Below are 20,643 nucleotides of genomic sequence, written 5' to 3' on the forward strand. Positions count from 1 at the left end.
CCCAGGCGGGTAATTCTCCGCAGTGGCGGCACTAACGTGCAGGCGTGACTCATGTGACTTTCGACTTCGACGACGCTGTGGTCGTCATCACCGGCGGCGCCCGCGGCATCGGCGCCGGTATCGGTGCCCGCTTCGCCGCGGCGGGCGCCCGCGTGGTCGTCTGGGACCTCGATCCCACGGCCGTCGACGGCTGGACCCCCGCCCTCGCGCTGCGGGTCGACGTGACGGATGCCGCCTCCGTCGCCGCTGCGGCGGAGGAGACCCTCGCGCTGGCGGGCCGCATCGACGTGCTGGTCGCCTGCGCCGGCATCACCGGGCCCGTCGCGCCCGTGTGGGACTACGACCCGGAGGCGTGGCGCCGGGTGCTGGAGATCGACCTCACGGGCACGTTCCTCGCCGCCCGCGCCGTCGCGCCCGCGATGCGTGCGCAGCAGTGGGGCCGGATCGTGTTCGTCGCGTCGATCGCGGGCAAGGAGGGAAACCCCGAGCTCGCCGCCTACTCGGCCGCGAAGCACGGCGTCGTCGGGCTGACGAAGTCGCTCGCCCGCGAGCTCATCCACGACGGCGTCACCGTCAACGCGGTCACGCCCGTCATGGTGCAGACCGACCTGTTCGCGCAACTCCCGCCGGCCTTCATCGAACGGACGCGGGCGCTCATCCCGATGGGGCGCTTCCTGCAGATCGACGAGGTCGCCTCGACCGTCATGTGGATCTCGAGCGATGCGTGCAGCTTCACCACCGGCACGGCATTCGACCTGTCCGGCGGCCGCGCCGACTTCTGACCCTCACGGGTGGGCGGATCGCGCCGCCCACCCGTGCGCCCGCCTCATCCGGCGAGCGTCGCGGCCCCCAGCCGGTCGAGGAAGACGGCGCGCATGCGCTCCCGGTCGGGCTCGATGCCCGTGATCAGCCGGAACGTGTCGGCCGCTTGGTTGACCACCATCCGCCCACCGTCGAGCACCGCGCAGCCCGCGTCATCGGCCGCGGCGATCAGCTGCGTGCGCACCGGACGGTAGACCGCGTCGGCGACCCACAGCGGCGGGCGGAGCAGCGCGGCATCCACCGGGATGCCGTCGTGACCGACCATCCCCACCGGGGTCGCGTTCACCAGTCCGTCGACCCGGGCGGCGGCGTCGGCGACCTCGTCGAGCGCGAGCGCGCGCAGCTCGGCGTCGGGGAAGGCCGGTGCGAGCGCGCGCATCACCGCTCCCGTGCGGGTGGGGGCGGCATCCGCGATCTCGAGGCGGCGCACGCCCGCGCTCAGCAGCGCGTACGCGATCGCGGCGCCGGCGCCGCCTGCCCCGACCAGCAGCACGGCGTCACGCGGGCGACCGGCGAGCCCGTCGCGCAGCCCCCGCGCGAACCCGGAGTGGTCGGTGTTGTGCCCGATCGCGCGTCCGTCCCGGAACAGCACCGTGTTCACCGAGCCGAGCAGTGCGACGTCGGGCGACACCTCGTCGAGGGCGTCGATCGCCGCGAGCTTGCACGGATGGGTGATGTTCAGCGCGTCGTATCCGAGGTCGCCGGCCCGGCGGATGAGCTCCACCGTGGCGTCGACGCCGTAGCCGAGCACGTCGATGTCGATCGTGCGATAGAGGTAGCGCAGGCCCGCGGCATCCGCCTCGGACTCGTGCAGCGCCGGGGTGACCGACGATCCGATGCCGGCGCCGATGAGGCCGACGAGGTAGGAGGGGGCCGGTGTCGTCATGGTGACGTCCTCTCGGTCGTGCCGAAAGGGACCGGATGCCGCGCATCCGATCCCTTCCGGCGTGGTGTGTCGGTCACGCCGATGCGGAGACCCGCTCGGTCGCGGGCTGCGCCTGGGCCGCCTCGGCCTCCTTGAGCTCGGCCCGCGTGAGTCCGAGCTTCGCCGTGGGCGTGCGCGCGGTCTCGGGGGCGAACAGTGTCGCGATGCCCGAGATCACGACGATCGCGATGGTGAACCAGGCGACAGCGGGCCAGTTCTGCGTGTTGCCCTCACCGGTCACGAAGCCCTGGGCGATCGTCGGCGTGAAGCCGGCGAGCACGAGACCGAGCATCAGGCTCACCGCCATGCCGGTGTAGCGCACGCGGGCCGGGAACTGCTCGGGGAAGTAGGCCGGGTAGACCGCGTTCGAGAGCGTGTACGCGACGCCGATGAGGAACACGCCGAGCACCCAGGTGAGGGCGAGGTTGCCGGCGTCGACCGCGGCGAGCAGCGCGTAGATCGTGAGCGACTGCAGCACGAGCCCGGTGAGGAAGACGGGCTTGCGGCCGATGCGGTCGGCGAGCATGCCCACGAACGGGCCGACGACCACGGCGGTGAAGTTCGCGACAGTGATGACCCACAGCAGCGACTCGCGTGGCATCCCGCCGACGGTCGTGCCGTACGCGAGAAGGAACACGTTGAACATCGTGTTGATCACGGTGAACAGCGACATCAGGGTGATGCGCACGACAGTGAGCCCGTTGTGACCGAACAGCGACGCGATCGGCACCGCCGACACCTCGTCGGACTTCTTGATGTCCTCGAAGATCTCGGGCTCGTCGAGCATGCGCCGCAGGATGATCGCCACGACCGTGACGATCGCCGACGCCCAGAACGGGATGCGCCAGCCCCAGCTGAGCAGGGCGTCTTCGGGAAGGGCCGCGATCGGGATGAACACGAGGCTCGAGATCACGATGCCGAACATGATCCCGCCCATGGTCCAGCTGGTGAAGAACGCGCGACGGCGGTCGGGGGCATGCTCGAGGGTGAGCGAGCTCGACCCGGGCGACTCACCGCCGGCGGAGATGCCCTGGATGAGGCGCAGCACCACGATGATGATCGGCGCGGCGATGCCGATGGCATCCCAGGTGGGCATGCAGCCGACCAGGAAGGTCGCGACGCCCATGATCACGAGGCACGCGAGGAGGGCGCGCTTGCGGCCGAAACGGTCGCCGATGTGGCCCCAGAGGATCGCGCCGAACGGGCGGGCGACGTAGGCGACGCCGACCGTGGCGAACGAGAGCAGGGTGGTGACGCCGGGCTGGCCGGAGGGGAAGAAGATGTGGGGGAAGATGAGCGCCGCGGCGGAGGCGTAGATGAAGAAGTCGTAGTACTCGAGGGCGCTCCCGACGAAGCCGGAGACGGCGGCGATGCGGGCGTTGTTCTTGGGGGGCTGAGGCGGAACTGTCTTCGCTGACATGTCTGCGCTTTCGATTCGGGTGACGCCGGAATCAGGTGCCGTCGTCATTGACAATCGACCGCGGTTGCGATCGATGCGTGTCAGCCTGACACCGGCGATCTTGCGCGTCCACGATCGAAAAGGTCAATGACTGTGCGCCCGTTCGGCACAATTCGGATGTCACGTCCCGGCCGGGATCAGGGGCGTCGGCAGGATGCGCTGGGACAGCTCGAGCACCGCGGAGACCGCCGCGGTCTGCTCCGACGGCACCCACGCGATGCCGTGGTGCATGTAGGAGGGGGCGTCACTGAGCCGCACCCAGCGGGCGCCGCGGGGCATGATCGACGCGAGGTCCTCGGCGGCGATCGTGACCCCCATGCCGGTGGCCACGAAGGTCAGCATCATGTACGGGTCGGTGACCTCCTGGGTCACCCGGGGACGGAACCCCGCGGCGGTGCAGCAGCGCACGAGGCCCTCGGCCATGGTCGAGGAGCCGTCCATGGGCATCGAGAGGAAGTCGTCGTCGGCGAGCTGGCGCACCGCGATCTCGGGCTCGTCGGCGAGCGGGTGGTCGACCGGCAGCACGGCGCCCATCTCGCTGCGGGCGATGAGCCGGAAGTCGATGTCGCCGCCGGTGCCGAGGGGAAGGCCCACGAAGGCGATGTCGAGCGTGCCGTTGCGCAGCTTCGCGATGCCGTCGCCGGTGCGCACGCGGCTGACCAGCTGCAGGTCGACATCGGGCAGCTCGCGGCGGATGGCGCGGGCGAGCACGGGGAGCGTCATGTGGTTGAACGCGCCGGAGAACCCGATGCGCACGCTGCCGTGTACCCGCCCGGAAGCGGCGCGGGCGGCGGCGGTCGCCAGGGTGATGTCCTGCAGCACCCGGTAGGCGAGGGGGAGGAGCGCCCGTCCCGCGGGGGTGAGCGAGACGCTGCGCGTGTTGCGGTCGAACAGGCTGGTGCCGATGCTCGATTCCAGCCGGCGGATCGTCTGGCTGAGCGGAGACTGCGCGATGTGCAGCCGTTGCGCGGCGCGGCCGAAGTGCAGTTCCTCGGCGACGGCGACGAAGGCCTCGAGCCAGCGTGCTTCCACGGTTCCTCGTTTCGGGGGAGTGCGGCGGGGTCGCGAGAGTTATATCCTCACGACAATTCAATGATCACATCTTTATGACTCTGCAACACATAGTCAATGCGCAGAGTCCACACGATCCCCGGAGACGCCGATGTCCTCATCCCCCACCCCGCCCGCTCTCGCAGACCTCGCCTCCGCACTCGACCAGGTCGGCATCGTCGTGGCCGACCTCGACGCCGTCGAGGCGGGCATGCGCCTCGTGTTCGGTGTCGAGCCGACCTCGCGGTCGGAGAACCACTATCCGGATGCCACGCACCGCGGCCGCGCGACCGACACGCGCGTCGGGGCGCTCTTCTACCACCTGTTCGGACTCGAGCTCGAGTTCCTCTCGCCTCGTGGCGGCGACGACATCTGGCAGGAGTTCCTCGACGAGCGCGGCCCGGGGCTCCACCACGTGCGCTTCGCCGTCGACGACCACGCCGCCGTCGTCGACGCCCTGGCGCAGCGCGGGATCGCGGTGCGCCAGGAGGGATCGTCGGTGCGAGGCAACGGGGTGCGCTACGCCTACTTCGACACCACCGCCGCGCTCGGGTTCTTCGTCGAGACGCTGTCGAGCCCCGCGGCATCCCGCCCGGCGACGTAGCCGAACGTGAGGCCGGCGCCGACCTGGCAGCCGGCGCCCGGGTACTCGGCGGCCATGACCGAGTCCGCGTCGTTGCCGACGGCGTAGAGCCCCATGATCGGGGCATCGTCGGCGTCGAGCACGTGGGCGCGGGTGTCGGTGCGCAGGCCCAGCGCCGTGCCGAGCGGCGTCGGCACGAGCGGGAGTGCGTAGTACGGCGCCTGCGCGATCGGACCGAGGTTCACGTTCGGCGTGTGCGTCGGGTCGCCGTACTGGCGGCCGAAGCTGCTCTCGCCCTTGTGGAACTCCTCGTCGACGCCGGTCTGGGCGAAGCGGTTGTTGGCGGCGACCGTCGCCTCGAGCCCCGACGGGTCGACCCCGATGCGGGCGGCGAGCGCCGCGATCGAGTCCGCGCGATGGATGTAGCCCTGGCGCACGTAGCGGTCGAGCACCCGCCGCGGGGTGTGCGGGCGGATCATCCCGAGCCCGTACGCGTGCAGGGCGCGCGCATCGATCACGAGCCAGGCCGGGATCGCATCCTGGGCGCCGAGCGACGCGTACATCGCCCGGGTGAAGCGGTGGTACGAGACCGATTCGTCGACGAACCGCGTGCCGCTGCGTCCGACGGCGACGATGCCGGGCTTCGCGCGGTCCCAGATGTGGGGGAACACGACCCGCGACCCGTCGCGGCGCACGCCGATCGAGCTCGGGAACCAGAACGTGTTGTCGCCGTGGTCGGGTCCGAGGGTGCCGCCGGCGGCGACCCCGACCTCGAGCGTCGACCCGGTGGATCCCTCGGAGGCGCGGGTGAATTGGGGGGTGGGATGCGGCATCCGCTCGGCACGCCAGGCGCCCCCGGCCGAGAAGCCGCCGCCGGCGAGCACGACGCCGCGACGGGCGCGCACCCGCCGCTCGACGCCGCCCGCGGCGAGCACGGCGCCCACGACGCGGCCATCCTCGACCACGAGCTCCCGCACCGAGGTGTCGAAGCTCAGCCGCCCGCCGCGCCGGGTGAGCTCGTGCGAGAGCCGGGCGACGAGCGCGTTGCCCATCGCGAGCCGGGTGCCGCGCGGGAACCGCCACAGGTCGAAGAACCACCGCACGCCGAGACGCAGCGCGAGCGCCGCCGCCTTCGGCGACCACTCGAACAGACGCAGCAGCTGTCCCACCTCCGCGCGGCGCACCATCAGGGTGCCGCCGAACAGGGCGAACTCCGGCACGGGGCGACGCACCCGCCGCAGCCCCTCGGGGCCGAGCACGCGGGCGTCGAACACCTCGGGCTCGAGCGCCCGCCCGATGCCGGCGCCCTCGATCTCGGGGTGATAGTCGACCACCGTCGTCGAGTGGTAGAACCGCACACCGAGCCGGTCGAGGTAGTCGATCATCTCGGGACCGCGCTCGAGGTAGGCCTCGCGCAGCTCGCGGGGGGCCTTGTCGCCGACGAGCGTGTCGAGGTAGCGGCTCGCCGCCTCGCGCTCACCGGTGAGGCCGAGGGCGCGCTGATGGCGGTGGTCGGGCATCCAGCAGGTGCCCGCCGAGTACGCCGTGGTGCCGCCGAGGAACTCGGTGCGTTCGGCGACGAGCACGTCGAGGCCGTGGTCGGCGCCGGTCAGCGCGGCGGCGAGGCCGCCCGCTCCCGCGCCGACGACCAGCAGATCGACGGTCTCGTCCCAGGTGTCGGTGGTGCTCATCGGGTGATCTCGCTCTCGTGTCGGGGGTCGGATGCCGCGGCGCGCGCGTCGGCGCGTGCGAGCAGTTCGCGCAGGGCCCGCGCGTTGAGCACGGCCCATTCGCGGGGGGTGAGCTGCGCCTGCAGTGCCGCGTCGGGCACCTCCACGCTCAGCGGGATGTGCGCGGGCAGCGCCGCGATGAGCCGGTCGAGGGGGAAGTCGCCCTGACCGATGACGCGGCGGGCGCGGCGGGCCTCGGTGAGACGGTCCTCGACGGTCGGCCCCGGCGGGAGGGCGGCCCCGTCGCACAGCTGGGCGACCGGCAGCAGCGACGGCTCGAGCGCGGCGACGTCGTCGACGCTGCTCGGACCCCGCTGCAGGTGCAGGGGGTCGATGAGCACGGCGGCGCCGGTCGCGCGGGCGAGGGCCGCGGCATCCGGGATCGACGACAGCGGCTGGTAGCTGATCGGCTCGATCAGGGGGCGGATGCCGTGGGCCGCGGCATCCGCCGTCAGACGCGCGAGCGTGTCGGTGAGGCGTCCGCGATCGGGGTCCGCGCCGGCGACGGTGAGGCCGGTGGCGCCGAGGGCGGCCCCCGATTCGAGCACGGGCAGCCAGTCATCGGCGGTCACCTCGGCCGTCAGCGGCAGGAACTCGATGTCCTCGACGACGAGACCGGTGTCCGCGAGGCGCAGGCGGGTCTCGGCGAGCATCGGCGAGCGGGCGTCCATCGGGTAGGCGCGTTCGTTCGCCGTGACGGCCTTCACCCGCAGTCCGACGAAGTCGAAGCCGGCCTGCGCCGCGGTCGCGACGACCTCGGGAGGGGTGAGGTTCAGCAGCGTCAGATGGGCGACGCCGAGCCGCCGGGTCATCGGGTCGCCTCGACCTCGGCGCGCGCGAGCTCGCGGCCCGCGAGGAACCCGAACGTGAGCGCGGGGCCGATGTTGACGCCGCCGGCGGGATAGTGGCCGCCCATGACGTTCGCCTGGTCGGCGCCGACGGCGTAGAGCCCGGCGATCGGGTGCCGAGCGTCGTCGAGCACCCGCGAGCGCGCGTCGGTGTCGAGGCCGGCGAACGTGCCGAAGGATCCCGGCAGGATGCGCACGGCGTAGAACGGGCCGCGTTCGAGCGGCGCGAGGGACGGGTTCGGATGACTCGACGGGTCGCCGCCGTAGCGGTTGAAGGGGGTGCTGCCGCGGCCGAACTCGGGGTCGACGCCCGCTCGCGCCGCGGTGTTGAAGCGCTGCACGGTGTCGATGAGGCCCTGTTCGTCGATGCCGCAGCGGCGGGCGAGCTCGCCGAGGGTGCGGGCCTTGGTGAGGTAGCCGCTGCGCACGTAGGGGAACAGCGGCACGGGCCGAGGCTTCGCCATGCCCAGCGGGAAGCGGCGCACGAACCGTGCGTCGGCGATCTGCCAGGCCTGCACCGGCTCGCCCTCGGGTGCCGCCTCGAACAGGGCGGTCACGTAGTCGTAGTAGCCGTTCGCCTCGTTGACGAAGCGACGCCCGGTGCTCACGACGCCGATCGAGCCGGGCTTCGCGCGGTCCATGATGTGCGGGAAGGTGCCGACCCGGCCGTTGCGGTAGGGCACGAGGGAGACGGGGCACCAGGCGCCCGCCGAGGCCCCGGTGCGCACGTGGCCGCCGGCGCTCTCGCCCAGGCGGATGCCGGTGCCGTCGGCGGTGGCGGGGGCGAGGGTCCAGTGGTCGCGGCCGCCCGGCGTGCGGGGGAACAGTTCGCCGCGACGGGGGATGTCCCGGGGGAACCCGCCGGCGGCGAGCACCACGCCGTGCCGCGCGGTGACGTGCAGCGGGCCGTCGGGAGAGGTGGCGGCGACCCCGACGACGCGCCCGTCGGCGTCGCGCTCGAGCGCGGTGGCCGGGGTGTTCACGCGGATGTCGACCCCGGCGTCCTCGGCGGACTGCAGCAGACGGCCGACCAGCGCGGTGCCGTTGACGAGCTGCAGGCCGCGCCGGTGGGTCACGAGGTCGATCAGATGCAGGCCGACCCGCCAGAAGCAGTGCCAGATGCCGCGCAGGCTGCCGCGGGCCGCGGCGAGGAACGCGCCGAGGTCGGGACCGGCCATGATGCCCATCCCGAGGAAGGAGGTCTCGTACAGCTGCCCGCGCAGCAGGCGGCGGGTGCGCCGGCTGAGGCGGCGGGCGTTGAGGGGGCGGGGTGCCGCGGATCGGTTGCCGGTGCCGGCGTGCGGCAGGTCGCCGTAGATGTCGTTGATGCGGCTTCCGGGCACGAACTGCAGGGCGGTGCGCGTGTGGAAGAACTCGACCATCTCGGGCGCCCCGTCGAGGAACGCGGCGATCCGCTCCTCGTCGAAGTCGGCGCCGAGCGCGGCCCGCAGGTAGGCCGTGACGTCCTCGGCCGACTCGTCGACGCCGGCCTCGTGGGCGAGCAGCGTGCGCGGCGCCCAGAGCCAGCCGCCCGACCAGGCCGTGGCGCCGCCGCACACGTCGGCCGCCTCGAGCACGAGCACACGTGCGCCGTGGTGCGCCGCGGCGACGGCGGCGGCGAGCCCGCCCGCGCCGGCGCCGACGACCACCACGTCGTAGGCGAGATCGGTGTCGTCGTCGACTGCTGCCATGAGGTCCTCCATCGGCCCTGTCGGTGGGATCCTCGCGCGCACACTCTATGTAGACGGTGCACTTAATGGGGATCAATCCGTGTGGCGCAACGATATACACGCGATCGCGGCATCTGCAATGCCGGTCTGGACGAACCTCGGATGCCGCGTTAGTCTGTTCGCAGAAAGAACATGCGTTCGCTCAACGAACATCACCCCGACGGAGCACCATGATCGACAAAGTCGTCGCCGACCCGGCGGCCGCCGTGCGCGGCATCCGCGACGGAGCCACCGTGATGATCGGCGGCTTCGGTCGTGCGGGTCAGCCGGTCGAGCTCATCGACGCCCTCATCGCGCAGGGTGCCGGCGACCTGACGATCGTCGCGAACAACGCCGGCAACGGCGACACCGGCCTCGCGGCGCTGCTCGCCGCACGCCGCGTGCGCCGTATCGTCTGCTCCTTCCCCCGCCAGAGCGACTCGTGGGTGTTCGACGGTCTCTACCGCGCCGGGGAGATCGAGCTCGAGCTCGTGCCGCAGGGCAATCTCGCCGAGCGCATCCGCGCCGCCGGCGCCGGCATCGGCGGCTTCTTCTCCCCGACCGGCGTGGGCACCGAGCTCGCCGCGGGCAAGGAGACCCGGGTCATCGACGGTCGCACCTACGTGCTCGAACAGCCGATCCGTGCCGACATCGCGCTCATCAGCGCGCTGCGCGGCGACCGCTGGGGCAACCTCGTCTTCCGCGAGACCGCGCGCAACTTCGGCCCCGTGATGGCGACCGCCGCCACCGTGACCGTCGCCCAGGTCGACGAGATCGTGCCGCTCGGCGCGATCGACCCCGAGTCCGTCGTCACGCCCGGCATCTTCGTCGACCGCGTCGTCGCGGTGGGCGAGCGCGCGTGGCTCGACGACGGCGTGTTCGTCGGCGGCGTCGACCTCGAAGGACGCGCCGCCGCGGCATCCGCCGGTGAGGGGAGAGCCCGATGACCACCCGCATCTCGCGCGCGGAGCTCGCGCGCCGCATCGCCGCCGACATCCCCGAGGGGTCGTACGTGAACCTCGGCATCGGCGCCCCGACCCTCGTCGCCAACTTCCTGCCCGACGACCAGGAGATCGTGCTGCACACCGAGAACGGCCTGCTCGGCATGGGCGGTGCGCCCGACGACGGCCTCGTCGACCCCGACCTCATCAACGCGGGCAAGCAGGCGGTCACCGCCCTCGCCGGAGCCGCCTACTTCCACCACGCCGACTCGTTCGCGATGATGCGCGGCGGCCACCTCGACGTGTGCGTGCTGGGTGCGTTCCAGGTCGCCGAGAACGGCGACCTGGCGAACTGGTCCACCGGGGAGCCGGGTGCGATCCCCGCGGTCGGCGGCGCGATGGACCTCGCCATCGGCGCGAAGGCCGTCTACGTCATGACCGACCTCCTCACCAAACAGGGCGAGTCCAAGCTCGTCGCCGCGTGCTCCTACCCGCTCACCGGCGTCGGTTGCGTCTCGCGGGTGTACACCGACCACGCCGTCTTCGACGTCACCCCCGACGGCTTCGCCGTGCGCGAGGCGTTCGGCGACACGACCGTCGACGACCTGCGCGCCCTCACCGGGCTCGCGCTCGCCGACGCCACCGCCGAGGAGCACTGATGCCCGCCGCTTTCGTCTACGACGCCGTCCGCACCCCCTTCGGCCGAGGTGGCGGCGCCCTGTCGGGCGTGCGCCCCGACGACCTCGCCGCCGTCGTCATGAGCGCGAGCGTCGAGCGCGCGGGCATCGATCCCGCCCGCATCGCCGACGTCATCTTCGGCGACGCGAACCAGGCCGGCGAGGACAACCGCAACGTCGCCCGATTCGGGGCTCTCCTGGCAGGTTTCCCCACGAGCGTCACGGGGGTCACGGTCAACAGGCTGTGCGCCTCGTCGCTCGAGGCGGCGATCCAGGGGGCCCGCGCGATCGAGTCGGGCGACGCCCGCATCGTGCTCACCGGCGGCGTGGAGTCGATGAGCCGCGCCCCGTTCGTCGTCGAGAAGTCGCCGAAGCCATGGCTGGCGACGGGCAACCAGACGATGTGGAACACGTCGATCGGCTGGCGCATGGTCAACCGCGCGCTGCCGACGCCGTGGACGATCAGCAACGGCGAGTCGGCCGAGAAGATCGCCCGCGAGTGGGGCATCGACCGCGACGCGCAGGACGCCTTCGCGGTGCGCTCGCACCGGCTCGCCGCACAGGCCTGGGCGGACGGTGTGTACGCCCCCGAGATCGTCGCCGTGCCCGGTGTCGACCTGGCGCGCGACGAGGGCATCCGCGACGACACCTCGGTCGAGAAGCTCGCGGGGCTGAAGGCCCTCTTCGCCGCCGACGGCAGCGTCACCGCGGGCAATTCCTCCTCGATCAACGACGGCGCCTCCGCCGTGCTGCTCGCCGCCGAAGGGGAGATCGAGGGGGAGCCGCTCGCGCGCATCGCGGGCCGGGCGACCCACGGGGTCGACCCCGACGTGTTCCCCATCGCGCCGATCGAGGCGGCGAACAAGGCGCTCGCCGCAGCCGGTCGCACCTGGGCCGACGTCGACGTGGTCGAGCTGAACGAGGCGTTCGCGTCGCAGTCGCTCGCGTGCATCGCCGGCTGGCCCGACCTCGATCCCGCGAAGGTCAACGTGCACGGCGGCGCCATCGCGATCGGTCACCCGCTCGGGGCCTCCGGGGGTCGGGTGCTCGGTCACGCCGCGCACGAGCTCGCCCGTCGCGGTGGCGGCGTCGCCGTGGCGGCGCTGTGCATCGGGGTCGGTCAGGGCCTCGCGGTGGTGCTGGAAAGATAGAGCGATGACCGACGCGACGCCGCCCGACGCCGACGGCGCCCGCGCGTCCGAGGACTTCGTGCAGTCGCTCGCCCGGGGGCTCGCCGTCATCCGCGCCTTCGACGCCGATCACGCGCAGCTCACCCTCAGTGAGGTCGCCCGGCGCACCGAGATCCCCCGCGCGGCCGCGCGACGGTTCCTACGCACGCTCGAGACCCTCGGCTATGTGCGGACGGATGCCGCGGCCGCCACCTTCGCGCTGACGCCCCGGGTGCTCGACCTCGGGTTCAGCTACCTGTCGTCGCTCACGCTGCCGGAGCTTGTGCAGCCCCACCTCGAACGCCTCTCGCGCGAGGTGGACGAGTCGGTGTCGGCATCCGTGCTCGACGGCGGCGACATCGTCTACATCGCCCGCGTGCCGACCCGCCGCATCATGAGCGTGCGCATCACGATCGGCACCCGGTTCCCCGCGTTCGCGACGAGCATGGGCCGGGTGCTGCTGGCCGACCTCGACGAGGCCGACGCGCTCGCGCGGATCGCCGCCTCCGGCGACCGCCACACTCCGGCGGAGGCGGCGCGTCAGCTCGCCGCGGTGCGCGAGCAGGGGTACGCGATCGTCGACGGCGAGCTCGAGCCGCTGCTCGTCTCCGCCGCCGTCGCGGTGCGCGACCGTGCCGGCCGGGCCGTCGCCGCGGTCAACGTGGCGACCTCGGGCGGGCCCGGTACCGCTGAGCGCCTCGCCGAGACCGTCGTGCCGCTGCTGATCGACGCGGCGGCCGCGGCATCCGCCGATCTGAGCCGCTGAGCGCCTGACCGCTGAGCCGCTGGCCCTGACCGCTCAGCCGCCCCGTCGTCAGCTGACCTGGCGGGCGGCGCCGAGCGCGACGTACTCGCCGGGCTCCGGCACCTCGACGGGCACGCCGAACACCAGCGGCGCGATCTGCTGCACGGCCGTCGAGCGCGCGGCGCCGCCGATGAGCAGCACCCGGTTCACCGGCACCCCGAGGCCGCGCAGCGCGTCGATGCCGGCGCCGAGTCCCGACAGCATGCCCTCGACCGCCGCGCGCGCGAGGTTCTCGCGCGTCGTCGAGGCGAGCGTCATGCCCTCGAGGCTCGCCGTCGCGTCGGGCAGGTTGGGCGTGCGCTCACCCTCGAAATAGGGGATGAGTCGCAGTCCCGCGGCACCCGCCGGGGCGGCGAGGGCGAGCCGGCTGAGCTCGTCGAGGTCGACGCCGAGCAGTCGTGCGATCGCATCGAGCACCCGCGCGGCGTTCAGGGTCACCACGATCGGCAGGAAGTTGCCGTCTGCGGCGGCGAACCCCGCCACCGTGCCGGTCGGGTCGATCGTGCGCTCGGCGCTCACGCCGAACACGGTGCCGCTCGTGCCGATCGACACGATCACATCTCCGGGCACGGCGCCCACGCCGAGCGCGGCGCCCGCGTTGTCGCCGGCGCCGGCACCGACGCGGCGGCCCGCGGCATCCGTCACCTGCTCGTCGTGAGCGAGCACGCGGGGAAGACGCGCGTCATGGCCGAGCGCGGCGACGAGCAGGTCGCGGTCGTAGTCCCCGGTCGCGGGGCTCCAGTAGCCCGTGCCCGACGCGTCGGAGCGGTCGGTCACGAGCTCGTCGAAGCGCGGCTCGGCGCCTGCCACCGGCCCGAAGCCGCGCAGTCGCCACGTGAGCCAGTCGTGCGGCAGCGCGACCGCGGCGACCCGGGCGGCGGCCTCGGGCTCGTGATCGCGCAGCCAGCGGAGCTTGGTGATCGTGAAGGATGCCACGGGCACCACGCCCGAGCGCTCGGCGAGGTCGTCGGCACCGAACTCGGCGATGAGATCGCGGGCGGCGCCCGCCGAACGGGTGTCGTTCCACAGCAGCGCGGGCCGCACGACCTCACCGGTCGCGTCGAGCGCCACCATGCCGTGCTGCTGGCCGCCGATCGCCCACGCCTCGACGTCATCGAGACCGCCGGCGGCGGCGATCGCCTCCTGCAGCGCCTCCCACCACCGTTCCGGGTCGACCTCGGAGCCGTCGGGGTGCGACGCCCGACCCTCGCGCACGACCCGGCCGGTCGCGGCATCCACGATCAGCACCTTGCACGACTGCGTGGACGAGTCCACGCCCGCGACGAGCGCCATCGCCGTTCTCCCCGCCGCCGGTCAGCGCGCGCCGAGCAGGTGCTCGGTCGCGAGCTGCTGCAGACGCACGAAGCCGAACCCGCGGGCGCCGAAGTAGGCGCTCGCGTCGAAGTCCTCGTAGGCGCTGCGGTCGGCGAGCAGGTCGTCGTAGCTCTCGCCCGCGCCGAGGGTGGGCGTCTGCAGCTCGAGCACGCGGGCAGCCTGCAGGGCCTCCTGCACTTCGGGGTCGGCGCGGAAGGCCGCGGCGCGCTCCTTGAGCAGCAGGTAGGTGCGCATGTTGGCGGCGGCGGAGTCCCACACGCCGTTCTCGTCCTCGGTGCGGCTGGGCTTGTAGTCGAAGTGGCGGGGGCCGGTGTACGCCTGGCCGCCGTCGGGGCCGCCGTTCTCGAGCAGATCGACCAGCGCGAACGCATTGTGCAGGTCGCCGTGGCCGAAGACGAGGTCCTGGTCGTACTTGATGCCCCGCTGGCCGTTGAGATCGATGTGGTAGAGCTTGCCGTGGTACAGCGCCTGGGCGATGCCGGCGGCGAAGTTCAGCCCCGCCATCTGCTCGTGTCCGACCTCGGGGTTGAGGCCGACGAGCTCGGGGCGCTCGAGCGACTCGATGAACGCGAGTGCGTGACCGACGGTCGGCAGCAGGATGTCGCCGCGGGGCTCGTTCGGCTTCGGCTCGATCGCGAAGCGGATGTCGTAGCCCTTGTCGGTGACGTAGTCGCCGAGCAGGTTGACCGCCTCGCGGTAGCGCTCGAGGGCCGAGCGGATGTCCTTCGCAGCGTCGTACTCGGCGCCCTCGCGGCCGCCCCACATCACGAAGGTCTTCGCGCCGAGCTCGGCGGCGAGGTCGAGGTTGCGCAGCACCTTGCGCAGCGCGAAGCGGCGCACCTGGCGGTCGTTCGAGGTGAAGCCGCCGTCCTTGAAGACGGGCGCGGAGAAGAGGTTGGTGGTGACCATCGGCACGATGAGGCCGGTCGCCGCGAGAGCGCCCTTCAGGCGGTCGATCTGGTGCTGGCGCTCGGCGTCTGTCGAGCCGAACGCGAACAGGTCGTCGTCGTGGAAGGTGAGCCCGTAGGCGCCGAGCTCGGCGAGCTTCTCCACCGCATGCACCACGTCGAGGGCCGGACGGGTCGGGCCGCCGAACGGGTCGGCGCCGTTGTAGCCGATGGTCCAGAGACCGAACGAGAACTTGTCGGCGGCGGTGGGCGTGGTCATGGTGCTCCTTCGCATCAAATTGTTGTGAGCGACAACATACTACACTCGGGACATGGCCGCATCCGTTCCCGCCGTGCGCGAGGAGAATCTCGCGCACGTGCTCGACCTGCTGCGTCGCGACGGCGCGCAGACCCGGTCGGAGCTCGTGCAGGCCACCGGCCTGAATCGCTCCACGATCGCCGCCCTCGTCGCAGAGCTCGACGCGGACGGCCTCGTCACCGAGTCGCTGCCCGGTGCCGGCGGCGGAGTCGGCCGCCCCTCGCCGGTCGTGACCGTCGCGTCCGCGCCCGTCGCGATCGCGGTCAACCCGGAAGTCGATGCCGTCACCCTCGCCGCCGTGCGCCTCGACCAGACCCTCGCCGTGCGCGAGCGCGTGCCGTTCCGCCGACCCCCGACCGCTGCGGAGGTCGCCGGCCTCGTCGCCCGCTGGATCCCCGAGACACTGGATGCCGCGGCACACCGGGTCATCGGCGTCGGACTCGCCGTGCCCGGTCTCGTGCGTTCCAGTGACGGGGTCGTCGTCGACGCGCCCCACCTCGGCTGGCGCGACGACGCCCTCGCGCAGCGCGTCGGGGACGCGGCATCCGTACCGACCTTCGTCGCCAACGACGCCACCCTCGGCGCCCTCGCCGAGCACCGCTACGGCGCCGGCCGCGACGCGTTCGACATCGTCTACCTCAACGGCGGCGCGAGCGGCATCGGCGGCGGGCTCATCGTCGGCGGTGTGCTCGTGCGCGGCGCCGCCGGCTTCGCGGGGGAGTTCGGCCACAACCGGCCGGGCATCATCGCCGCCGCCGACCGCCGTGCCGACGACGGGGTGCTCGAGGACGAAGTCGCCCAGGCGCGCCTGTTCGCGGCGCTCGGCGTCTCGCCCGGCGACGGCGCCGACCTCGGCGAGGCGATGGCCGCCGCCGGACCCTCGGGGCGCCTCGAGATCGCGCGCCAGCGCCGCATCCTCGCGACGGCGCTCGCGAACGCCGCGAACGTCATGAACCCGGCGGTGGTGATCCTCGGCGGGTTCCTCGCGGCCCTCGCCGACGTCGACCTCGCCGGACTCACCGCCGACGTGCGCGCCCAGACGATGGCGGGCATCGCCGATGTCGAGGTGCGCGTCGCGGCGCTCGGCGACGACCGCCTGCTGGTCGGCGCCGCCGATCTGCCGTTCGAGGGGCTCATCTCCGGGCTGCGCGCGGCCCGCGGCTGAGGCGCGCGACCGCTCCGGGGGTGGTGATGGTGCGCCGACCGGCCGTCGGCCGACGCGGGAGCGAGCGCCCCGGCGCCGACCGCCGTGCCGGCCTCAGCCCGCGACCGGTTCGGATGCCGCGGCCGCCGCGAGCCGCACAGTGAGGGCGTCGAGCCACCCGCCTACGCTCTCGCGGGCCGTAGGAGTGTCGGGGTAGCGGCAGCGCAGGTGCAGCCCGGTCTCGTTCGCGATGAACCAGATCATCACGTTGTCGGTCGGCAGCACCGCCGACACGTATTGCGGCTCGAGGGCCGGATCGATGCGCGCCGGCATCCGGCGCATGTCGAGCCAGGAGATCGCGAACATCCCGGGCGCGGGCGGCACGTGGCCGAACCGGTCGAAGATCGGGGCGAGCGGGTAGGCGCCGAGCCGTACGGCCTCGTCGATCGCGGCCGCCGCGGCGGACGGCTCCGGGTCGGTCACCTCGAGCACCGCGTTGGTGATGTACCAGCCGACCGAGTCGCGCCACCGGGCCTCGCCGCGGGAGTGCACCGGGAAGACCGCGCGCAGCGGCGCATCCGCCAGGTCGCGGAACAGGCGTGCGAGCTCCGACACGGCGAGGGCGATGACCCGGATGCCGCGCGCCCGCGCCCGTTCCTCGAGGGAGCGCAGCTGCATCCCGTCGATCACGTCGCGCACCTCGACGATGGCCTCGACCGGAGCGCTCACGTCGCCGAGCGGGAGCGGGAACACCGGCATCCGCCCGCCGCCCGCGCGCAGGATCTCGTTCCATCGCTCGGTGATCTCGGGCGGGGTGTCGGGCATCGCCGCGAGCGCGCGGGTGTGGTCGGCGAACGGGGCGGCGGGAGCGGCATCCGTCGTCTCGCCCTCGAGCGCCGCGCGCACGTCGTGCGCGAGGATCAGCAGCGACCACATGTCGACGTGGGAGTGGTCGCTCGCGAGCACGACGACCGGGCGCGCGTCGGCCGCGTCCGGCTCGGGCTCGACGACCGCGAGCAGGTACGACGGCGCCGCGAACGGGCGGCACTCCGCGTCGAGCAGACCGCGCAGCGCGTCACGGGTCGTGCCGGGCACGTCGTGGGTGCGCCAGGTGCCGCCGTCGACGGATGCCTCGTGCAGCCGTACCCGTCCGGCATCGAGCGAGAACACCGTGCGCAGCGTGCCGTGACGCGCGATGGTGCGCTGCCAGGCGTCGGCGAGGGCGTCGCGATCGGCGGCGACGGGAAGGCGGAACGCGACGGCCATCCACGATCCCGGGCGGTCGCCGTGGCCCACGTGCCGGCCCTGGTCGAACGACACCGGCACCTCGCGCGACGGATCGATCGTCGCCCGCACGGCGTAGCTGTGCAGGGTGCCCTGCGGGAGGGCCATCTGGGCGACGGTGGTGAGGCGCATGGCGTCGTAGTGTAGGGGTCACACGTTTCGCGAAAAGAACGCAGGAGGCGTCGTGCCGGCTTTCCAGGTGCGCGGAGCGATTCTCGACTACGACGTCACCGGAACCACGGGTCCCCTCGTGGTGCAGCTGCACGGTTTGACGTCCAGTCGCGAACGCGACGGCCAGCTCGGACTCAACCTCGCCCGCGCGCTGCGCGGACATCGGATCCTGCGTTTCGACGCCCGCGGACACGGGCTGTCGACGGGCACGCCGGTCGAAGCGGACTACGGCTGGAACCGTCTCGCCGACGACCTGCTGGCGCTGCTCGACCACGTCGCACCGGGTGAGACCGTGCACGGCATCGGTCCGTCGATGGGAACCGGCACCCTGCTGCACGCGGCCGTCGCCGCACCTGAGCGGTTCCGTTCGCTCACCCTCGTCACCCCGCCGACCGCGTGGAAGAGCCGTATCGCGCAGCGCGAGACGTATCTGGCGAACGCCGAGATGGTCGAGCACGGCGGCATCGCCGCGTTCGTGCAGCACGGGTCGACGGCACCGGTGCCGCCCGCGCTCGCCGACGCGCCCGCGACGAGCATCACGATCCCCGAGGACCTCCTCCCCACCGTCATGCGCGGGGCGGCGGCGACCGACTTCCCGAAGAAGAAGGCGATCGCGAAGGTCGAGGTGCCGACGCTCATCCTCGCGTGGAGCGGCGACCGCACGCATCCGCTCAAGACAGCGAACCTGCTGCACGAGCTGCTCGGTCACAGCCGGGTCGTCGTCGCGCGCACGCCCTACGGCGTGATGGCCTGGCCGGGCCTGTTCGCCGAGTTCGTCACGATGGTCGAGCAGAGCGAGGCCGCGTGAGCGAGCGGATGCCGCCCCTCGAGGTGCGACCGATCGAGACCACCGACGAGGTGTTCGCGGCGGCCGCGCTGCTGCGCCGCGTCTGGGGCGGAGATCAGGACGCCGTGCCGACCAACCTCATGACCGCGCTCGCGCACGGCGGCAACTACGTGTTCGCCGCGCACGAGGGCGACGAGATGGTCGCGGCGTCCATCGCGTTCTTCTCGGCGCCCGCCCTCAGCGCGCTGCACTCGCACGTCACCGGCGTCGCGCCGGGCCTGCGCGGGCGCGGCCTCGGCCGCCAGCTCAAAGAGCACCAGCGCGCCTGGGCGGCAGAACGCGGCATCGCGCGCATCACCTGGACGTACGACCCTCTCGTCGCCCGCAACGCGCACTTCAACCTCACGCGCCTCGGCGCCCGCGCCACCGAGTACCTCGTCGACTTCTACGGGCCGATGAACGACGGCATCAACCGGGGCGACGCGACCGATCGGGTGTTCGTCGAGTGGGATGTCGCCGGTCCCCCCGCCCCGGCTCCCGCCGACGACGAGGTGATCGCGACGGTGCCGGTGCCCTCCGACATCGAGGCGCTGCGCGCGGCCGGCGACCCGGATGCCGCGGCCTGGCGGCTGCGGGTGCGCGATGCGCTCGTCGGGCACCTGGCGGCCGGCCACCGCATCGGCGGCTTCGCCGCCGACCGCGGCTACCTCATCATGCGCTGACGGCCGCGGGCGGGCCCGGTGCGCCCGACGCATCCGTCCCATCAGGCGTTCCGGCCTGCCGGGGGCGGGCACTCCTGCGCGGCGCGCGGGCATGGCCGAAAGCCGCGCACACCTGGCCGTCGCTGCACGCCGGGTGGGGTGCGGCATCCGTCAGGATGAGCACATGACCGCCGCATCCCGACGCATCGTCGACCTGTCGCATCCGATCCGCGCCGGACTCGTCACCTACCCGGGCCTGCCGGCCCCGACGATCACCTCGCACCTCACCCGCGAGGACTCGCGGGCGCGCTACGCGCCGGGCACCGAGTTCGCGATGGACATCATCACGATGATCGGCAACACCGGCACCTACCTCGACTCGCCCTACCACCGCTACGCCCAGGGCCCCGATCTCGCCGGTCTCGACCTCGCGACGCTCGTGGGCCTGCGGGCCGAGGTCTTCTCGCTCACCGACGCCTGGACGCCCGGGGCGCGCGGCATCGGTGTCGACGCGCTCGCCGGTCGCGACCTGCGCGGTGCGGCCGTGCTGCTGCACACCGGCTGGGACCGCCACTTCGGCACTCCCGCCTACGGCGCGGGCGCGCCGTTCTTGACCGGCGAGGCCGCCGAGTGGCTCATCGCCGAGGGCGTGACGCTCGTCGGCATCGACTCGCTCAACATCGACGACACCGAGTCGGGCGGGGAACGTCCGACGCACTCGGCGCTGCTCGCCGCGGGCGTGCACGTCGTCGAGCATCTGACGAGACTCGGGGATGTCCCGGCGTCCGGTGCGCGCTTCACCGCCGCGCCGCCGGCGGTCGAGGGGTTCGGCACCTTCCCGGTGCGCGCGTTCGCCGAGATCGACTGACGCGCTGGACACCGGGCGGCCGCCGGCGGAGCATGACGGGATGGTCCCTGCAGACAGCACTCCCTACCGCCGCGACGACGGCGAGCTGCTCGGGTGGATCCGTCCCCTCGGTGATGCCTGGGTCGCCGTCGACCTGCTGGGGCGCGCGGTATCCGGCGCACAGGACTGGCTCGACGCCGAAGACGCTCTCGAGGCCGGAGGGCTGGCGTGGCTGGCCGAGCCGTGGGTGCTCATGCGCGGCGGCGTCGATCTGCGCGTGCGCCTGGTGGAGATCACCCCTGACGCCGGCCGGGTCGTCGTGAAGACCGACGACTTCGGTGCGATCGATGCGCCGCACGAGGTCATCGTCCTGCCGTGGCCGGCGCCCGAGTCGCTGCGGCCGTGGCGGGTGGGAGACCCCGACGGTCGCGAACTGTTCGCCTGAGGGGA

20 protein-coding genes are annotated in these 20,643 nt (G+C 72.8%); 11 read left to right on the forward strand and 9 right to left on the reverse strand.

The window, feature by feature from the left end:
• Positions 1-44: 44 nt before the first annotated feature.
• On the forward strand, positions 45-782 hold the full coding sequence (locus tag FFS51_RS05885; protein WP_200930826.1) for an SDR family NAD(P)-dependent oxidoreductase: 738 nt from the start codon (positions 45-47) through the stop codon (positions 780-782).
• 44 nt (positions 783-826) lie between these two features.
• Here FFS51_RS05885 and FFS51_RS05890 read toward each other — a convergent pair whose 3' ends face one another.
• The 3 genes from FFS51_RS05890 to FFS51_RS05900 all read right to left on the reverse strand — a co-directional run bounded on the left by FFS51_RS05890 (position 827) and on the right by FFS51_RS05900 (position 4,238).
• Positions 827-1,708, reverse strand: a complete 882-nt coding sequence (locus tag FFS51_RS05890; RefSeq protein ID WP_056518865.1) for a shikimate dehydrogenase — start codon at positions 1,706-1,708, stop codon at positions 827-829.
• A 73-nt stretch (positions 1,709-1,781) separates the two neighbouring features.
• Positions 1,782-3,167, reverse strand: coding sequence for an MFS transporter (locus FFS51_RS05895; protein WP_056206370.1), 1,386 nt, complete (start codon positions 3,165-3,167; stop codon positions 1,782-1,784).
• Positions 3,168-3,326: 159 nt separating this feature from the next.
• A complete protein-coding gene (locus FFS51_RS05900; RefSeq protein WP_056206372.1) occupies positions 3,327-4,238 on the reverse strand; it encodes a LysR substrate-binding domain-containing protein in 912 nt (303 codons plus the stop codon).
• A 130-nt stretch (positions 4,239-4,368) separates the two neighbouring features.
• On the opposite strand from FFS51_RS05900, the gene FFS51_RS05905 reads away from it, so the two are divergent.
• Complete coding sequence (locus FFS51_RS05905) at positions 4,369-4,860, forward strand: VOC family protein (RefSeq protein WP_056206374.1); 492 nt, start codon at positions 4,369-4,371, stop codon at positions 4,858-4,860.
• Here FFS51_RS05905 and FFS51_RS05910 read toward each other — a convergent pair.
• Genes FFS51_RS05910 through FFS51_RS05920 form a run of 3 tightly spaced genes read right to left on the reverse strand, consistent with a single transcriptional unit; the run spans position 4,782 to position 9,108 of the window.
• Positions 4,782-6,530 (reverse strand): FAD-dependent oxidoreductase, encoded by a 1,749-nt coding sequence (locus FFS51_RS05910; RefSeq protein ID WP_056518863.1) that lies wholly within the window; start codon positions 6,528-6,530, stop codon positions 4,782-4,784. The two genes, FFS51_RS05905 and FFS51_RS05910, sit on opposite strands and share 79 nt — an antisense overlap.
• Positions 6,527-7,381: a sugar phosphate isomerase/epimerase family protein gene (locus FFS51_RS05915; protein ID WP_056206381.1), complete on the reverse strand. Its 855-nt coding sequence runs from the start codon at positions 7,379-7,381 to the stop codon at positions 6,527-6,529. The genes FFS51_RS05910 and FFS51_RS05915 overlap by 4 nt, the downstream gene beginning before the upstream one ends.
• Positions 7,378-9,108 (reverse strand): FAD-dependent oxidoreductase, encoded by a 1,731-nt coding sequence (locus FFS51_RS05920; RefSeq protein ID WP_056518899.1) that lies wholly within the window; start codon positions 9,106-9,108, stop codon positions 7,378-7,380. Before FFS51_RS05920 ends, FFS51_RS05915 begins: the two co-directional genes overlap by 4 nt.
• A gap of 209 nt (positions 9,109-9,317) precedes the next feature.
• On the opposite strand from FFS51_RS05920, the gene FFS51_RS05925 reads away from it, so the two are divergent.
• Genes FFS51_RS05925 through FFS51_RS05940 form a run of 4 tightly spaced genes read left to right on the forward strand, consistent with a single transcriptional unit; the run spans position 9,318 to position 12,679 of the window.
• Positions 9,318-10,073: a 3-oxoacid CoA-transferase subunit A gene (locus FFS51_RS05925; protein WP_056206383.1), complete on the forward strand. Its 756-nt coding sequence runs from the start codon at positions 9,318-9,320 to the stop codon at positions 10,071-10,073.
• Positions 10,070-10,726 carry a 3-oxoacid CoA-transferase subunit B gene (locus tag FFS51_RS05930; RefSeq protein WP_056206385.1) on the forward strand — a complete coding sequence of 219 codons (657 nt, stop codon included), beginning with the start codon at positions 10,070-10,072 and terminating at the stop codon, positions 10,724-10,726. The genes FFS51_RS05925 and FFS51_RS05930 overlap by 4 nt, the downstream gene beginning before the upstream one ends.
• Complete coding sequence (locus FFS51_RS05935; protein ID WP_056518861.1) at positions 10,726-11,895, forward strand: thiolase family protein; 1,170 nt, start codon at positions 10,726-10,728, stop codon at positions 11,893-11,895. The genes FFS51_RS05930 and FFS51_RS05935 overlap by 1 nt, the downstream gene beginning before the upstream one ends.
• A 4-nt stretch (positions 11,896-11,899) precedes the next feature.
• On the forward strand, positions 11,900-12,679 hold the full coding sequence (locus tag FFS51_RS05940; RefSeq protein ID WP_056206388.1) for an IclR family transcriptional regulator domain-containing protein: 780 nt from the start codon (positions 11,900-11,902) through the stop codon (positions 12,677-12,679).
• A 48-nt stretch (positions 12,680-12,727) separates the two neighbouring features.
• Here FFS51_RS05940 and xylB read toward each other — a convergent pair whose 3' ends face one another.
• Both xylB and xylA read right to left on the reverse strand, forming a co-directional pair.
• Positions 12,728-14,011: a xylulokinase gene (gene xylB / locus FFS51_RS05945; RefSeq protein ID WP_056206389.1), complete on the reverse strand. Its 1,284-nt coding sequence runs from the start codon at positions 14,009-14,011 to the stop codon at positions 12,728-12,730.
• A 21-nt stretch (positions 14,012-14,032) separates the two neighbouring features.
• A complete protein-coding gene (gene xylA / locus FFS51_RS05950) occupies positions 14,033-15,220 on the reverse strand; it encodes a xylose isomerase (RefSeq protein WP_045246355.1) in 1,188 nt (395 codons plus the stop codon).
• Positions 15,221-15,272: 52 nt separating this feature from the next.
• Here xylA and FFS51_RS05955 point away from each other — a divergent pair, with 52 nt between their 5' ends.
• Positions 15,273-16,424 (forward strand): ROK family transcriptional regulator, encoded by a 1,152-nt coding sequence (locus FFS51_RS05955; RefSeq protein WP_045246353.1) that lies wholly within the window; start codon positions 15,273-15,275, stop codon positions 16,422-16,424.
• Positions 16,425-16,517: 93 nt separating this feature from the next.
• On the opposite strand, the gene FFS51_RS05960 is transcribed toward FFS51_RS05955, so the two are convergent.
• Positions 16,518-17,819: a hypothetical protein gene (locus FFS51_RS05960; RefSeq protein WP_056206391.1), complete on the reverse strand. Its 1,302-nt coding sequence runs from the start codon at positions 17,817-17,819 to the stop codon at positions 16,518-16,520.
• 52 nt (positions 17,820-17,871) lie between these two features.
• Between FFS51_RS05960 and FFS51_RS05965 the strand changes: the two genes are divergently transcribed.
• From FFS51_RS05965 to FFS51_RS05980, 4 genes are all read left to right on the forward strand, one after another.
• Positions 17,872-18,666 (forward strand): alpha/beta fold hydrolase, encoded by a 795-nt coding sequence (locus FFS51_RS05965; RefSeq protein ID WP_045245939.1) that lies wholly within the window; start codon positions 17,872-17,874, stop codon positions 18,664-18,666.
• Positions 18,663-19,367, forward strand: coding sequence for a GNAT family N-acetyltransferase (locus FFS51_RS05970; protein WP_235557386.1), 705 nt, complete (start codon positions 18,663-18,665; stop codon positions 19,365-19,367). Before FFS51_RS05965 ends, FFS51_RS05970 begins: the two co-directional genes overlap by 4 nt.
• Before the next feature lie 163 nt (positions 19,368-19,530).
• A complete protein-coding gene (locus tag FFS51_RS05975; protein ID WP_045245936.1) occupies positions 19,531-20,214 on the forward strand; it encodes a cyclase family protein in 684 nt (227 codons plus the stop codon).
• 40 nt (positions 20,215-20,254) lie between these two features.
• Positions 20,255-20,638, forward strand: coding sequence for a hypothetical protein (locus tag FFS51_RS05980; protein WP_056206394.1), 384 nt, complete (start codon positions 20,255-20,257; stop codon positions 20,636-20,638).
• The last annotated feature ends 5 nt before the right edge of the window (positions 20,639-20,643 follow it).

Origin of the sequence: Microbacterium sp. 4NA327F11, from assembly GCF_005503465.1 — a bacterium.
Classification (GTDB): Bacteria; Actinomycetota; Actinomycetes; order Actinomycetales; family Microbacteriaceae; genus Microbacterium; species Microbacterium ginsengisoli.

Excerpts from the sequence above, each read along its gene's own strand:
- FFS51_RS05960 (WP_056206391.1), bottom strand. The coding sequence starts at position 17,819 with ATGCGCCTCACCACCGTCGCCCAGATGGCCCTCCCGCAGGGCACCCTG.
- FFS51_RS05920 (WP_056518899.1), bottom strand. The coding sequence starts at position 9,108 with ATGGCAGCAGTCGACGACGACACCGATCTCGCCTACGACGTGGTGGTC.
- FFS51_RS05940 (WP_056206388.1), top strand. The coding sequence starts at position 11,900 with ATGACCGACGCGACGCCGCCCGACGCCGACGGCGCCCGCGCGTCCGAG.
- FFS51_RS05895 (WP_056206370.1), bottom strand. The coding sequence starts at position 3,167 with ATGTCAGCGAAGACAGTTCCGCCTCAGCCCCCCAAGAACAACGCCCGC.
- FFS51_RS05915 (WP_056206381.1), bottom strand. The coding sequence starts at position 7,381 with ATGACCCGGCGGCTCGGCGTCGCCCATCTGACGCTGCTGAACCTCACC.
- FFS51_RS05955 (WP_045246353.1), top strand. The coding sequence starts at position 15,273 with ATGGCCGCATCCGTTCCCGCCGTGCGCGAGGAGAATCTCGCGCACGTG.
- FFS51_RS05890 (WP_056518865.1), bottom strand. The coding sequence starts at position 1,708 with ATGACGACACCGGCCCCCTCCTACCTCGTCGGCCTCATCGGCGCCGGC.
- FFS51_RS05925 (WP_056206383.1), top strand. The coding sequence starts at position 9,318 with ATGATCGACAAAGTCGTCGCCGACCCGGCGGCCGCCGTGCGCGGCATC.
- xylA (WP_045246355.1), bottom strand. The coding sequence starts at position 15,220 with ATGACCACGCCCACCGCCGCCGACAAGTTCTCGTTCGGTCTCTGGACC.
- FFS51_RS05980 (WP_056206394.1), top strand. The coding sequence starts at position 20,255 with ATGGTCCCTGCAGACAGCACTCCCTACCGCCGCGACGACGGCGAGCTG.
- FFS51_RS05930 (WP_056206385.1), top strand. The coding sequence starts at position 10,070 with ATGACCACCCGCATCTCGCGCGCGGAGCTCGCGCGCCGCATCGCCGCC.
- FFS51_RS05905 (WP_056206374.1), top strand. The coding sequence starts at position 4,369 with ATGTCCTCATCCCCCACCCCGCCCGCTCTCGCAGACCTCGCCTCCGCA.
- FFS51_RS05935 (WP_056518861.1), top strand. The coding sequence starts at position 10,726 with ATGCCCGCCGCTTTCGTCTACGACGCCGTCCGCACCCCCTTCGGCCGA.
- FFS51_RS05975 (WP_045245936.1), top strand. The coding sequence starts at position 19,531 with ATGACCGCCGCATCCCGACGCATCGTCGACCTGTCGCATCCGATCCGC.
- xylB (WP_056206389.1), bottom strand. The coding sequence starts at position 14,011 with ATGGCGCTCGTCGCGGGCGTGGACTCGTCCACGCAGTCGTGCAAGGTG.
- FFS51_RS05910 (WP_056518863.1), bottom strand. The coding sequence starts at position 6,530 with ATGAGCACCACCGACACCTGGGACGAGACCGTCGATCTGCTGGTCGTC.